Raw genomic sequence first — 13,514 nt, 5'->3', positions numbered from 1 at the left:
TCAGTCCGTCCCGGGGCGGCGGCGCACCGTCCGGAGCGCCACGGCGACGGCGGCGACACCCGCCAGGACCAGTCCGGTGACCGTGTGGGCGATGCCCGGACCGTCCACCTGGGCCTTCTCGGCGGAGGCGAGCGGAGCGGCACCACCGCCGCCCGCGCGGACCGGCGCGACGGGCGAGGCGTACCCCGAGGGGCGCGCCGACGCCGGCACCACCCGGATCGAGCCGGTGATCCGGAAGTCGGCGCAGACGATCGTGACGGCGTAGGACCCCGGGGCGAGCGAGGAGCGGACCCGGGTCTCGCCGCTCAGGGTGCCGTCCGTGCCGACGAGGCGGGCGTCCGAGACGAAGGCGTCCGACGCGGCCGTGGCCGTCGTCCCGCGGCAGCCGCTGACCCGTAGTGAGACCTCGGCACCCGGGGACGGTGTCGACGGCGCCACCGAGACCTCGCCAGCCCCGCCCGCCCCGCCTCCCCCGCCTCCGCCGTCCGCCGCGTACGCCGCCGGGACGAGCGCCACGGCGACGGCCGCGGCACCGGCACAGAGTGTTGCTTTCAATGAGCGCATGGTGAACCTCCAGCTATCTGGAGATTCCTCCCCGGCTCGGCGCCCCGCATCTCGGACCGGGGCGCCACTACTCCGAACGGGTAGGTTTCCGCGGGTGAACGAGTCGGCTGAACGGGTCGGCTGAACGGGTCGGGTGAACGGGTCGGGCGAACGGGTCGGGCGAACGGGTCGGTCAGACCCGGTCGACGAGATCCGCGATCGAGTCGACGATCTGCGACGGGCGGTACGGGAAGTTCTCGACCTGCTCGGGCCCGGTCAGACCGGTGAGCACGAGGAACGTCTGCATGCCGGCCTCGATGCCCGCCAGCACGTCGGTGTCCATGCGGTCGCCGATCATCGCGCTGCTCTCCGAGTGGGCGCCGATCGCGTTCAGCCCGGTGCGCATCATCAGGGGGTTCGGCTTGCCCGCGAAGTAGGGGGTCTTGCCGGTCGCCTTGGTGATCAGGGCCGCCACCGCGCCGGTCGCGGGCAGCGGGCCCTCGGTGGAGGGGCCGGTCTCGTCCGGGTTGGTGCAGATGAAACGGGCGCCCCCGTTGATCAGCCGGACCGCCTTGGTCATCGCCTCGAAGGAGTACGTGCGGGTCTCGCCCAGGACGACGTAGTCCGGCTCGTGGTCGGTGAGGATGTAGCCGATGTCGTGCAGCGCGGTGGTCAGACCGGCCTCGCCGAGGACGTACGCGGAGCCGTTCGGCCGCTGGTCGTCGAGGAACTTGGCGGTGGCCAGCGCGGAGGTCCAGATGTTCTCGATCGGCACGTCCAGGCCCATGCGGCGCAGTCGGGCGTGCAGGTCGCGCGGGGTGTAGATCGAGTTGTTGGTCAGGACGAGGAACGGCTTGCCCGACTCACGCAGCTTCTTCAGGAAGGAGTCGGCGCCGGGGATCGGGACGCCCTCGTGGATGAGCACACCGTCCATGTCGGTGAGCCACGACTCGATGGGCTTGCGGTCTGCCATGTGCGGGATCTCCTGTGCCGTACGCGACGCGGTGCTGCGTGCGGCCCCAGCCTAATCACAGGCCGATCTTGAGGGAATGGCCTGTTTGCACCGGGTTCGGCGGTCAGCGGCGTCTGCGCGCGAGCAGCAGGGCGACTCCCGCGGCCAGGAGACCGGCGGTGGCGGCGAGGACGACGGCCGGGGAGGCGAGGCCGGTGCGGGCCATCTCCCTCGCCTCCTCGGCGAGATACGGCAGGCCGGTGGCCGGGGCGGGGGTGGAGGCGGAGGCGGAGGCTGAGGGATCGGTCGCGGTGTCGGTGTCGGTGTCGGTCGCGGACTCGGACCCGGTCTCGGACTCGGTCTCGGACTCGGTCTTCGGCGCGGATTCGGTGCCGGTCCCCGGAGCGGTCCCGTGTGCGGTTTCGCGGGTGGTGGCGCGTCCACCGGCCTCGACGGTGAAGCGGTAGTCGTTCGACTGCCCGATCCACTCGCCGTCGTCTCCGTGACGCTGGACGACCGCCGCGTTGACGGTGACCTCGTTGGGCACGGTGTCCGAGGTGAGGGCGAGGCGCAGCTTGACCGTGAGGGTCTTGTGCGGGGGGACGGTGAAGCCCGCGAAGGGGGCGGGCGCGGACGACCCGGACCACTCGGCGGATCCGCTCGACCGGTTCGACGCGGTGAATCCGGTGGAGACGGTCGACGCGGTGAATCCGGTGGAGGCGGTCGACGCGGCGGATCCGGTGGAGGCGGTGGAGGCGGTCGACCCGGTGGCGGCGGTGGGCCGGTCGGTGAGGGCTCCTACGAGTTCGTCCTCGTCGGTCGTCTCGAAGTGGACGGGGTGGGGGCGGCCGTCGGCGTAGAACTCCAGGTGCGGCTGGGACGGCTTCAGGGAGCGCTCGGCATCGACGAGGACGACGACCGGGTGGACGCCGGTGCAGGTGCGGCCGGTGGTGTTGGTGAGGTCGAGGTACCAGGTGCCGAATCCACCGCCGGCCCGGTAGGAGGCGGGGCCGCCGTGGAGGCGGGTGGTCAGCGGGAAGTCGCCGGTGACCGGGCCGGCACAACCGGGACCGGCCTCCGCGTGCGCGGGGGCCGGCGCACCTCCGAGGGCGGCGGCCGCGGCGAGGCAGAGGGAGACGGGTGTGCACAGTCGCATGAACACGTGAGCCTGCCGGGTGGGACGGGAGAGGGAAGGACGACGCTCCGCACGGCCGTACGAATCCATTCATATGGAGGAGACCGCGGACGGGGGGGGGTGGCCTCCGGCGACTGCCGGCGGGTGTCGGTGGGGCGCCTGTCGGTGGGTGTCGGTGGGGCGACTGCCGGCGGGTGTCGGTGGGGCGACTGTCAGTGGGTGTCGGTGGGGCGACTGTCGGTGGGTCCCGGTGGCTCAGCCGTCCGCCCGGCCGAACACGGGGCCCAGGAGCAACTGGGCCGCGCCCTCCGCCACCCCCCGGGCACCGCCCGGGGCGAGGCGTACCGGGACCCGGTCCTTCGGGGCGCCCTCGCGGTGGGCGCGGACCGCGAGGACGCTGGTGACGCCCCGCAGGAAGGGTTCCGGGGAGGCCGTGATCGTACGGCCGCCGAGCAGGAGCAGGTCCATGTCCAGCAGGCCGGCCAGATTGGCGGCGGCCGTGCCGAGGACGCGGGCCGCCTCGGCGGTGTCGCCCCGGGCGATGGCCGCGAGGCACAGCGCCTCCACGCAGCCGCGGTTGCCGCACGGGCAGTGCGGCCCGTCGAGCTGGAGGACCTGGTGGCCGAACTCACCGGCACCGGTGCGGGCCCCCCGGTGCACGCTCCCGCCGATCACCAGACCGGCGCCGAGCCCCGTCCCGAGGTGGAGGTAGGCGAAGGAGCCGCCCTCGCCGCCGACGGCGAGGCCGAGGGCGGCGGCGTTGGTGTCCTTGTCGACGACGACCGGTACCCCGAGCCGCCAGGCGAGCGCGTCCCGCAGGGGAAAGCCGTCCCACTCGGGGTAACCGGTGACGCGGTGCAGGACGCCGTTGACGTGATCGAGGGGGCCCGGCAGGGCGACCCCCACGCCGAGCACGCCGAGCAGCGCGCGGGAACGCCCACCCGCGCCACCCGCGGCCGCACCCGCACCCGCACCCGCACCCACATCCGTCCGCGCGCCCGCACCCGCACCCGTGCCCCTCGCGCCGGTATGCGCACCGGCATGCCCACCGGCGCCCCCCAGCACCTGGTCCACCACCGCCTCGGTCTCCCGCACCACCGCCCCCACGACGGCCTCCGCCCCCGCCCCCAGGTCCAGCGGTACGCACCGCTCCCCCACCACCCGCCCGTCGAGCTGGACGAGGACGAGCCGCAGTTCGTCGCGGTCGAGGTGGACGCCGACCGCGTGCCCGGCGCCGGGGACGAGCCGCAGGACCGTGCGCGGTTTCCCGCCCGTGGACGCGCGGCGGCCCGCCTCCGTCGCGAGCCCCTCGTCCCGGAGCCGGGCGGTGATCTTGCTGACGGCCTGCGGGGTGAGCCCGGTGCGCTCGGCCAGTTCGAGCCGGCTGATGCCGTCGGGACCGGCCGTGCGCAGCAGGTCGAGCACGAGCGCGGTGTTGTGGCTGCGCACCGCGAGCTGGTTGGCGCCCACCACCGTGCCGCGTGCCGCCCCGCCCGCCGAGCCGTCGTTGGTCCTGTTCACTCCTCCATTCTCCCCCGCGCTTGCACTTTGGCAACAGCGTTGCGAAAGTGGAGGGCATGACTGGTACCCCCCTCCGCGTCGGCCTGATCGGCTACGGCCTCGCGGGCTCCGTCTTCCACGCCCCGCTGATCGCCGCCACCGAGGGCCTCGCCCTCGACACGGTGGTCACCTCGAACCCGGAGCGGCAGGAGCAGGCCCGCGTCGAGTTCCCGGACGTACGTGTCGTCGCCGGCCCGGACGAGCTCCTCGCCCGGGCCGGCGAACTGGACCTCGTCGTCATCGCGTCCCCGAACCGGACACACGTCCCGCTCGCCACGGCCGCCCTGGAAGCCGGCCTCCCGGTCGTGGTCGACAAGCCGGTCTCCGGCACGGCCGCCGAGGCACGGGAGCTGGCCGCCCTCGCCGAGAAGCGCGGCCTGCTGCTCTCCGTCTTCCAGAACCGCCGCTGGGACAACGACTTCCTGACCCTGCGCCGGCTGATCGCCGACGGCGAGCTGGGTGACGTGTACCGCTTCGAGTCCCGCTTCGAGCGCTGGCGGCCGCAGCTGAAGGGCGGCTGGCGCGAGTCCGGCGACCCGGCAGAGATCGGAGGTCTGCTGTACGACCTCGGCAGCCATGTCGTCGACCAGGCACTGGTCCTGTTCGGCCCGGTCACGCAGGTGTTCGCCGAGTCGGACGTCCGCCGCCCCGGCGCGGAGGCGGACGACGACACCTTCATCGCGCTCACGCACGCCGGCGGCGTCAGGTCCCACCTCTACGTCTCGGCGACGGCCGCCCTGCTCGGCCCGCGCTTCCGGGTGCTGGGCTCCAAGGCCGGGTACGTCAAGCACGGTCTGGACCCGCAGGAGGCCGCGCTCCGCGAGGGCCTGCGCCCGGGCCCCGGCTGGGGGACGGAACCCGAGGGCCGGTGGGGCCGTCTCGGCGCCGGCGATTCCCCGCGGACCGGCGGCGGACGTCCCGTGCCGACCCTGCCCGGCGACTACCCGGCCTACTACGCTGCGGTGGCCGAGGCACTGACCGACGGCGGTCCCAACCCGGTGACCGCCCTGGAGGCGGCCGCCGCCCTCGACGTACTGGAGGCGGCCCGCCGTTCGGCACGAGACGGAGTGGCGGTGACGCTGTGACCCACGAGAACACCCCGAGGTTCACCCCGGAGATCACCCCGACGCTGGAGGAGCTCCAGGCCCAGGAACGGCGGCTGGTCCTGAAGCAGTTCACCCACGACGACGCCTGGGCGCTCGGCACGCTCCTGGTGGAGCTGGCCCGCGAGCGCCAGGCCCCGGTCGCCATCGACATCCACCGCGCCGGCCAGCAGCTCTTCCATGCGGCCCTGCCCGGTTCGGCCCCCGACAACGACGCCTGGATCGCCCGCAAGCGGCGCGTGGTGGAGCGCTACGGCGTCTCCTCCTACCTGGTCGGCTCCCGCTTCCGCGCCAAGGGCACGACCTTCGAGGAGTCCTCCCGCCTCGACCCGGACACCTACGCGGCCCACGGCGGCTCGTTCCCGATCAACGTCGAGGGCGTCGGCGTGATCGGCGCGGTGACCGTGTCCGGGCTGCCCCAGCTGGAGGACCACCGGTTCGTGGTGGAGGCGTTGGAGGACTTCCTGAGCAAGGGCTGAGCAGCGCACCTCGGGGGCGGGGCGGGAGCGGAGGCGGAGGCAGAGGCGAAGGCGGTAGCGGGGGCGGGCACTGTCCCGCCCCCGGCTTGCGGCCCGCCGCGTGGGTGCGACCGGCCGCACCGGCCACGGACGGCCGCCACCGGCGGCACCGGCCGTGCACAGCCGTCTCCGGCCGCACCGGCCGCGCGACGGCCCGCGGGCCCACGGCCGGTGCGCCCACCGCAGTCCCCCGTCCCTCGTCCCCCGTCCCTCATCCCCCGCCCCCCGCGGAGCGCCTACGCGTCCTTCAGTTCCTGGCGCTGCCGGCCCAGTCCGGCGATCTCCAGCTCCACCACGTCCCCGGCCCGCAGATAGGGCTTCGGCTCCGGCTGCCCGAAGGCCACGCCCGCCGGTGTGCCGGTGTTGATGACGTCCCCGGGGTACAGGGTCATGAACTGGCTGACGTACCGCACGACCTCGCCCACCGGGAAGATCTGCTCGGCGGTCGTGCCGTCCTGCTTCAGCTCGCCGTTGACCCACAGCCGCAGGGAGAGCGCCTGCGGGTCGGGCACCTCGTCCGCCGTCACCAACCACGGCCCCAGCGGGTTGAACGTCTCGCAGTTCTTGCCCTTGTCCCAGGTACCGCCGCGGTCCATCTGGAACTCCCGCTCGGAGACGTCGTGGGCGACCGCGTAGCCGCCGACGTGCGCGAGCCCCTCCTCGGCCGACTCCAGGTAGCGGGCGGTACGGCCGACGACGACGGCCAGTTCGACCTCCCAGTCGGTCCGGGTGGACCCGCGGGGCACGAGCACGGTGTCGTACGGCCCGACGACGGTGTCCGCCGCCTTGAAGAAGACGACGGGCTCGGCGGGCGGCTGCGACCCGGTCTCGCGGGCGTGGTCGTGGTAGTTCAGGCCGATGCACACGACCTTGCCGATCCGGCCGACCGGCGGCCCGATCCGCAGTCCGGTCGCGTCCAGCGCGGGCAGCCCGCCCGACTCGGCGGCGGCCCGGACCCGGCCGAGCGCCGCGTCGTCGGCGAGCAGCGCGCCGTCGACGTCGTCCACGACACCCGTCAGGTCCCGCAGGGTTCCCTCGGCGTCGAGCAGCGCGGGGCGCTCCGCCCCCTCCGTACCGACTCGCAGCAGCTTCATGATCACTATCTCCCTCGCTCGCGGGGCGCCCTCCGACGGGTGCAGCCATCGGATGACTGGTCGATCGTCCAAGCTGGGGGTCCACTCCGCAATACCTGGTTCACGTACTGGACCGTCACTGTCGGTCCGGGCGTCCCGGGGTCCGGGGTCCGGGGTCCTAAATCCTGGGCCCTGGGTCCTGGGCCCTGGGTCCTGGGTCCTGGATCCCGAGTCCCTGTTCGTCGGTCATTGGGGTCGGCGGGGTCGGCGGGGTCGGCGGGGTCAGCGGTGATACAGCGCCGCCCGCTCGACGGCGCTCCACGCCGCGCTGGTGACCACGTACAGCGCGGCGGCCAGCGGCACGACGGCGACGGTGACGAGGGTGAGGAAGGGCAGGAACGGCATGAGGCGGGTGACGGCGGTGACCGCGCCCGCGCCGGGCGTGTCGTCGATGACGGCCATCGCCGGGTCCGTGGCCGCCGTCCGCCGCGCGATGCGGTAGCCGAAGGCGGCGACGGCCGTGACGACGGCGAACAGGCCCAGGTAGACCAGCCCCGCCCCGCCGAACACCCCGTCGGCGGCCAGGGCGTCGGTCCAGCGGTCGCCGAGGGGCGCGTCGAGGAGCCGGTGGGTGAGCAGTCCGTTGGTCTCGCCGCCCACCGACGCGTGCGAGAAGACGTAGTAGAGGAGGAGGAACGCGGGCGCCTGGAGCAGGCTCGGCAGGCAGCCCGACAGCGGCGAGACCCGTTCCCCGGCGTGCAGGTCCAGGACCGCCCGCTGGAGCCGCTCCGGGTCGCGCGCGTGCTTCCTGCGCAGTTCGGCGATGCGCGGCCGGAGCGCGGCCCGGGCCCGCTGACCGCGCGCCGCGGCCCGGGACAGGGGGTGGACGAGGAGTCGTACGAGTGCGGTGAACAGCACGATCGCGGCGGCCGCCGCGGACGCGTGGAAGAGGGGTTCGAGCAGGACGGCGAACCGCTCGACGAGGTGGACGAAGGCGGACAGGAGTGCGGACATGGGTGAGGAGCCCTCCGGGGGTCTCGTCGTGCCGGGAGGAGAACGGACTGGCGGCATGACGACCGGTGCGGGTCACCCACGGGAGAGTGCCGGGGTGTACAAGGGTGAACCGGGGCGTACCGGGGTGCCCTACGCGGCGGTCGCCGGGAGGGCGGACCCGGGTGCCCTGGGCCGCGGCCGGCCGGAGGCGTCGGGGTCGCGCTGGGGCAGGAAGGCCGTACGCCGGTCCCGGTCCCGTATGGCCGTCCGGACCCGGGTGGGCGGTACGGCGGGAGCGCAGCGCGCCGCGGCGAGACAGCAGACGGCGAGTGCGGCACCGGCGGCGGCGGTCGCGGCGAGCGCGACGGTGGCCGTGAGACCGCCGGTGGTGAGGAGGGCGACGTCGAGGAGGAAGAAGAGAAGGAAGAGAAGGACGGCGGGGCGCAGGGCGGAGGACCACACACGGATCACCGGCGCCCCCTCCCCTCCACCTCTCCAGCCCGTCCCTGCCCTCTGCCCCATGAGAACGCCCGGAACCACCGGCACGGTTCCCGCCTCCTCCCTTCTTCCACCGGTTCGAGAAAGGGCTGTCGGAACCCTCGACAACACCACGCGTGACACCCGATGCTTCGTGGCGCGCCCAACTCCTCATGTTCCCACACGAGTTGGGGGCCGGCCGGGACGGCCGCCCCGCTCGCCGAGTGAAGCGGAGAAGTCATGATCCGACGCAGAACCCTGCTGGCCGCCACGGGCGGAGCCCTCCTCGGAAGCGCCCTGGCGACGGGCACGGCCCACGCCGACGCGACGATCGCCGTCACCCCGTCCACCACGTACGGCACGTGGGAGGGCTGGGGCACCTCCCTCGCCTGGTGGGCCAACGTCTTCGGCGCCCGGAACGACTTCGCCGACCTCTTCTTCACGACGAACTCGGTGTCGTACGGCGGCAGGACGCTGCCCGGCCTCGGCCTGAACATCGCCCGCTACAACCTCGGCGCGTGCAGCTGGAACAGCGTGGGCGGCGAGACGATGGTCGCCTCCGCCAACATCCCCGGCTTCAAGCAGATCGAGGGCTACTGGCAGGACTGGAACGACGAGGACCCCACCTCCTCCGCCTGGGACTGGACGGCGGACGCCGACCAGCGCGCGATGCTGGTGAAGGCGGTGCAGCGGGGCGCGACGACGGAGCTCTTCGCCAACTCCCCCATGTGGTGGATGTGCCTGAACCACAACCCCTCCGGCGCGGCGGACGGCGGCAACAACCTCCAGTCCTGGAACTACCGCCAGCACGCCTCCCACCTCGCCGCCGTGGCCCTGTACGCCAGGGACAACTGGGGCGTGGACTTCGCGACGGTCGACCCGTTCAACGAGCCGTCGTCGTCCTGGTGGACGGCGGCCGGCACCCAGGAGGGCTGCCACATGGACGCGACCGTCCAGGCCGCGGTCCTGCCGTACCTGCGCAGCGAGCTGGACGGGCGGGGCCTGACCGACGTGCGGATCTCCGCGTCGGACGAGACGAGCTACGACCTGGCGCGCACGACGTGGAACTCCTTCTCCTCGTCCACGAAGGCCCTGGTGGACCAGGTCAACGTGCACGGCTACCAGGGCTCGGGCGGCCGCCGGGACCTCCTCCACACGGACGTCGTGACGACGGCGAAGAAGGTCCTGTGGAACTCGGAGACCGGCGACAACGACGGCACCGGCCTGACCATGGCGAGCAACCTGCTCTACGACTTCCGCTGGCTGCACCCCACGGCCTGGGTCTACTGGCAGGTCATGGACCCGTCGACGAACTGGGCGATGATCGCGTACGACGCGGCCACGCTCCAGCCCGGCGCGGTCACGACGAAGTACTACGTCATGGCCCAGTTCAGCCGCCACATCCGCCCCGGCATGACCATCCTGGACACCGGCGTCTCCTACGCCGTGGCCGCCCTCGACCGCACGGCGCGGCGCCTGGTCGTCGTGGCCGCCAACACGTCGACGTCGGCCCAGACCCTGACCTTCGACCTGTCCCGTTTCTCCACGGTCACCGGTGGCTCGGGCGGCCTGGTCCCCCGCTGGAACACGGTGACGGCGGGCGGCGGCGACCTCTACACCGCCCACTCGGACACGTACCTCTCCGGCAAGACGGTGAGCGTGCCGTTCGCGGCGGGGGCGGTGCAGACGGTGCAGGTGGACGGGGTGGTGGTCTGACGGTTCGAGGCCGGGCCGGCCGCGCAGGGGTGCGCGGCATCGAGTGCTCGCGTCGACGCCCGTGCACACGGCGGCCTCCCGCCCCCCACGGCCGTCGGCCGGCACCTGCCTCTCCTTTGTCACCGGCGGGCAGTACGGTGTCGTGCATGCGCCCCGACACGCCCGCCGAGAACGTCGACCACCTCGCCGAAGCGGCACGCCTGGAGCGGACCGCCGGACTGTACCCCGAGGACGCCGAAGCCCTGCTGCTGCAGGCCGCGGCCCACCTGGAGCTGTCCGGCGACCGCCCCGCCGCGACCGCCCTCTACGACCGTCTGCTGTCCTCCGCGGACGGCCTGGAGCAGCCGCACCTGGTCCGCGCCCTCAAGGCGTCCAACCTGTGGGAGTACGGCCACGAGGCGGAGGCCCGCGCGATCATCGACGGCCTGCGCACGACGGCCCCCCGCGACCCGGCGTCCTGGGTGATCGTCGCGGAGGCCCTGGAGTCCCACGACGAGCTGGAGGCGGCGCAGGAGACGTTCACGGAGGGCGTGCGCCTGCTGCTGACGGACGTGGCGGAGCCCCCCTACTCCACCCACCCCCTCCTCTTCGGCCGCCACCGGGTACGGCGCATGCTGGGCGCCGGCCACGACGAGTGGGACACCCTCGCGGACGCGCTGCACACCTCGCCGGTGTCCCTGGACGAACTGCACGACCCGAAGCGGGTCTGGTCCCTCGGCTCGGACAACCCGGCGGAGCTGGAGGCGGAGATCTGGCGACTGCGGGCGGAGCTCGGGACGTACCGGGAGGCCCTCTCCCGCCCCTTCCCGGTGGCCGTCCTGCACTGGCCGGCCACCGAACTGACCGAGCTGCTGACCGCCTACCCGACACTCGCGACGGAGTACCCCTCGCACGAGGAACACCTCGCGACGATAGAGGCCGCCCTGCGCGAACTGTCGGCTTCGGGCACGGCGAACCTGGGCATCGTGACGGGGACGGTGCCGTCGTACGAGGCCTTCGCGGCCTCGGAGGGCACTTCGCCGGAAGACTCCGAGCTGCTGCCGCAGTACGCGACGACGCTGGCGGCGCGGGGGCGGGCGGTGGCTTGGCCGCCGCAGAGGGGGGCGGGGTGCTGGTGCGGGTCGGGGCGGGGTTATGAGGGGTGTCACGGCAGTACACAGGTGTACGGCTGACCGTGCCACCCGGGCTGGGCGACGATGACCCAGCCGTGGCTGACGTTCGCCTTGCTCTTCGCCGCGGGCTGGCTGGCCTACGGCCTCCGCGTCACCCGGAGCGCTCTCCGGGGACGCGAAGGTCTGCGGCGACTGGGCGTCCGGGGAGTCCGCGCGGAGGGCGAGGTCGTGCGTGGCCCGCGACGCGAGGGGACCGTGGTGCACCCCGCCCAGGTTCGTTACCGGGCAGGCCCACAGAAGCAGACGTACCGACGAGCGCCACTGAACGCGGACCGGCACGTACTGCGGGTCGGCTACGAGGTGGTCGTCCGGTACGACCCCGCGGACCCTCGGCGGGTGGTCGTGGTGCGGACGCAGGCGTCGTTCAGTGGTGTGAGGACGGCCGACCCGGACGCCGTCATGCAGCCCCGATCCGCGCTTGGAGGCAGCGCCACCACCAGTTCCCAGGGTCTGCGCCAGGGCTCTGCACCACCCCGATAGGAATGGACACAGATCCGGATATCCGAGGAACATCCCTGGCCAAAGCTGCTGACAAAAAAGGGACTTATCGGCCCCGTTCAGCATCCACCTCCCCCTATGTCCCACCTTTGCAGTACGGTCACACTCTCCGTTTGTTGTATGTAAGGGGCTGCTATTTCACGAAGCGGTCCCTGCCCTGTGCATTCGAGGAAGCATGCCCTACGAGCCCGGTACCAGCTGGCAGTACGACGTCCCGACGACCGGCAGCACGCACCTGCCACCGGACGCGGGTTACGGCAGGGCTCTGACCAACCAGGGCTACGGTTTCGAGGTGGCCGTGGCCGACCTCATCGACAACTCCATCGATGCCGAGGCCGACAAAATCGTCGTGCACTTCCTGCGTGACGCCGACCGGATCCTCACGCTGTTGATCATCGACAACGGCAAGGGCATGGACGAGCGAGGGCTGGACGCCGCGATGACGGTGGGACACCGCCGCGACTACGGCGAGGGTGCCCTCGGCATGTACGGCACGGGCCTGAAGGCCGCTTCGCTTTCCCACGCCTCCTCGCTCACCGTGGTCAGCCGCACCAGACGGAGTCGCGCCGCAGGGCGGCGCCTCACCGCGGAGGGCATCGAGGACAGCTTCCGCTGCGACACCGTCGACCCGCGGTACGCGCAGAATCTCGTGGACCGTTACGACGGGATCATCGAGTGGCAGGGAACCGTCGTGCGCTGGGACGGTGTGCGGGCCTTCGAGACAGTCGCGCGCGGCCAGAGCGACCAGTTCCTGTCCAAGGCGATCTCCCGCCTCGAGACCCACCTCGGCCTCTACCTCCACAGGTATTTGCAGGGCGGTCTCAAGCTCGACATAGCGGTCTGGGACGTCGGCAGCGGAGAGCGCGGCATCGGCGAGGAAGTGGACCACATCGCCGTGGAAGCCCTGGACCCCTTCGGCTACAAGGTGCCGGGCAAGGCCGGGTACCCCCGGGAATTCAGGGCACCGGTGGAGGGTCTGGGAGACCTTCGCCTGACCGCCCACATCTGGCCTGCCAAGTCCAAGCAAGCGGGGTTCCGCCAGATCGGTTCGCTCACGGAGAGGCAAGGCTTCTACTTCTACCGGAACGACCGCCTCGTACAGGCGGGAGGATGGAACGGCTGGCGGAACCCCGAGGGGCACCATGTTCTGGCCCGAGTCGCGGTCGACCTTCCGTCCGGTGAGAACAGCGTCCTGAGTCTCGACGTGAAGAAGGAGAACGTCACCGTCACGCCGGCCTTCACGGACGGCCTCGACAAGGCGGTGGACTCGCAGGGGCACACGTTCCGGAGCTACCTACTGGACGCCGAGACCGCCTACAGGGACGGTGCGAGGCGCAACGAGATCGTCCGCAAGCCCGTCACTCCCCCGGGCAAGGGCTTGGACCCCAAGGTCAAGCGAGTCGTCAAGGAAGAGCTGCCGGAGAAGCCGGGCGAGGAACCGATCAGCTTCACTTGGGGCGCGCTCCCCCCCGACCAGTTCTTCAGCCTGGACCGCGAGAACAACGGCATCGTCCTCAACAAGGCCTACCGGGAGGACTTCAACGACGGCCGGCGCGGCGGCGCGAACGACGCCCCGGTCACGAAGACCTTGCTCTACCTGCTGCTCGAGGACTGCTTCGGGCTCGGGCGCTGGGAGCGCAGTCGCCAGGACCGGCTGGACTACTGGAACACCATTCTCCTGGCCTCGGTGGACGCGCAGCGCACGCGGCGTGCGCAGGAAGTCTCCTGAGACCAGCGACGCAGCCATACCTGTCTCACCTCTGATGCGGACTGA

General features: G+C 72.4%; 13 protein-coding genes. 6 read left to right on the top strand and 7 right to left on the bottom strand.

Annotated elements, in window-relative coordinates; translation table 11 throughout:
* The 4 genes from ACIP67_RS07025 to ACIP67_RS07010 all read right to left on the bottom strand — a co-directional run bounded on the left by ACIP67_RS07025 (position 1) and on the right by ACIP67_RS07010 (position 4,151).
* Positions 1-564, bottom strand: coding sequence for a hypothetical protein (locus ACIP67_RS07025; RefSeq protein ID WP_401688546.1), 564 nt, complete (start codon positions 562-564; stop codon positions 1-3).
* A 172-nt stretch (positions 565-736) separates the two neighbouring features.
* Positions 737-1,516 (bottom strand): HAD-IIA family hydrolase, encoded by a 780-nt coding sequence (locus ACIP67_RS07020; protein WP_401688544.1) that lies wholly within the window; start codon positions 1,514-1,516, stop codon positions 737-739.
* Between the two features lie 103 nt (positions 1,517-1,619).
* Positions 1,620-2,651, bottom strand: a complete 1,032-nt coding sequence (locus tag ACIP67_RS07015) for a hypothetical protein (protein WP_401688541.1) — start codon at positions 2,649-2,651, stop codon at positions 1,620-1,622.
* A gap of 234 nt (positions 2,652-2,885) precedes the next feature.
* On the bottom strand, positions 2,886-4,151 hold the full coding sequence (locus tag ACIP67_RS07010) for an ROK family protein (protein ID WP_401688538.1): 1,266 nt from the start codon (positions 4,149-4,151) through the stop codon (positions 2,886-2,888).
* Between the two features lie 56 nt (positions 4,152-4,207).
* Here ACIP67_RS07010 and ACIP67_RS07005 point away from each other — a divergent pair, with 56 nt between their 5' ends.
* Complete coding sequence (locus tag ACIP67_RS07005) at positions 4,208-5,275, top strand: Gfo/Idh/MocA family oxidoreductase (RefSeq protein WP_401688535.1); 1,068 nt, start codon at positions 4,208-4,210, stop codon at positions 5,273-5,275.
* Complete coding sequence (locus tag ACIP67_RS07000; protein WP_401688533.1) at positions 5,272-5,772, top strand: heme-degrading domain-containing protein; 501 nt, start codon at positions 5,272-5,274, stop codon at positions 5,770-5,772. Before ACIP67_RS07005 ends, ACIP67_RS07000 begins: the two co-directional genes overlap by 4 nt.
* A 275-nt stretch (positions 5,773-6,047) precedes the next feature.
* Here the strand turns inward: ACIP67_RS07000 and ACIP67_RS06995 are convergent, their stop codons facing one another.
* The 3 genes from ACIP67_RS06995 to ACIP67_RS06985 all read right to left on the bottom strand — a co-directional run bounded on the left by ACIP67_RS06995 (position 6,048) and on the right by ACIP67_RS06985 (position 8,348).
* Positions 6,048-6,905, bottom strand: coding sequence for a fumarylacetoacetate hydrolase family protein (locus ACIP67_RS06995; protein WP_401688529.1), 858 nt, complete (start codon positions 6,903-6,905; stop codon positions 6,048-6,050).
* A gap of 261 nt (positions 6,906-7,166) precedes the next feature.
* Entirely contained in the window at positions 7,167-7,886 is a 720-nt protein-coding gene (locus ACIP67_RS06990; RefSeq protein WP_401689264.1) for a YidC/Oxa1 family membrane protein insertase, read from the bottom strand.
* Between the two features lie 141 nt (positions 7,887-8,027).
* The gene (locus ACIP67_RS06985; protein WP_401688526.1) at positions 8,028-8,348 is read right to left on the bottom strand and encodes a DUF6412 domain-containing protein; all 321 of its coding nucleotides are present in this window, start codon (positions 8,346-8,348) and stop codon (positions 8,028-8,030) included.
* A 246-nt stretch (positions 8,349-8,594) separates the two neighbouring features.
* On the opposite strand from ACIP67_RS06985, the gene ACIP67_RS06980 reads away from it, so the two are divergent.
* From ACIP67_RS06980 to ACIP67_RS06965, 4 genes are all read left to right on the top strand, one after another.
* Positions 8,595-10,070: a beta-1,6-galactanase gene (locus ACIP67_RS06980; RefSeq protein WP_401688523.1), complete on the top strand. Its 1,476-nt coding sequence runs from the start codon at positions 8,595-8,597 to the stop codon at positions 10,068-10,070.
* Positions 10,071-10,216: 146 nt separating this feature from the next.
* Positions 10,217-11,242 (top strand): SEC-C domain-containing protein, encoded by a 1,026-nt coding sequence (locus tag ACIP67_RS06975; RefSeq protein WP_401688520.1) that lies wholly within the window; start codon positions 10,217-10,219, stop codon positions 11,240-11,242.
* A 24-nt stretch (positions 11,243-11,266) separates the two neighbouring features.
* Positions 11,267-11,722, top strand: coding sequence for a DUF3592 domain-containing protein (locus ACIP67_RS06970; RefSeq protein WP_401688517.1), 456 nt, complete (start codon positions 11,267-11,269; stop codon positions 11,720-11,722).
* A 193-nt stretch (positions 11,723-11,915) separates the two neighbouring features.
* Entirely contained in the window at positions 11,916-13,469 is a 1,554-nt protein-coding gene (locus tag ACIP67_RS06965) for an ATP-binding protein (protein WP_401688514.1), read from the top strand.
* Positions 13,470-13,514: the final 45 nt, after the last annotated feature.

The organism is Streptomyces sp. NPDC088812 (assembly GCF_044750285.1).
GTDB lineage: Bacteria > Actinomycetota > Actinomycetes > Streptomycetales > Streptomycetaceae > Streptomyces.
The sequence above is the reverse complement of the archived record's forward strand: the minus strand, read 5'-3'. Positions and strand labels throughout refer to the sequence as shown.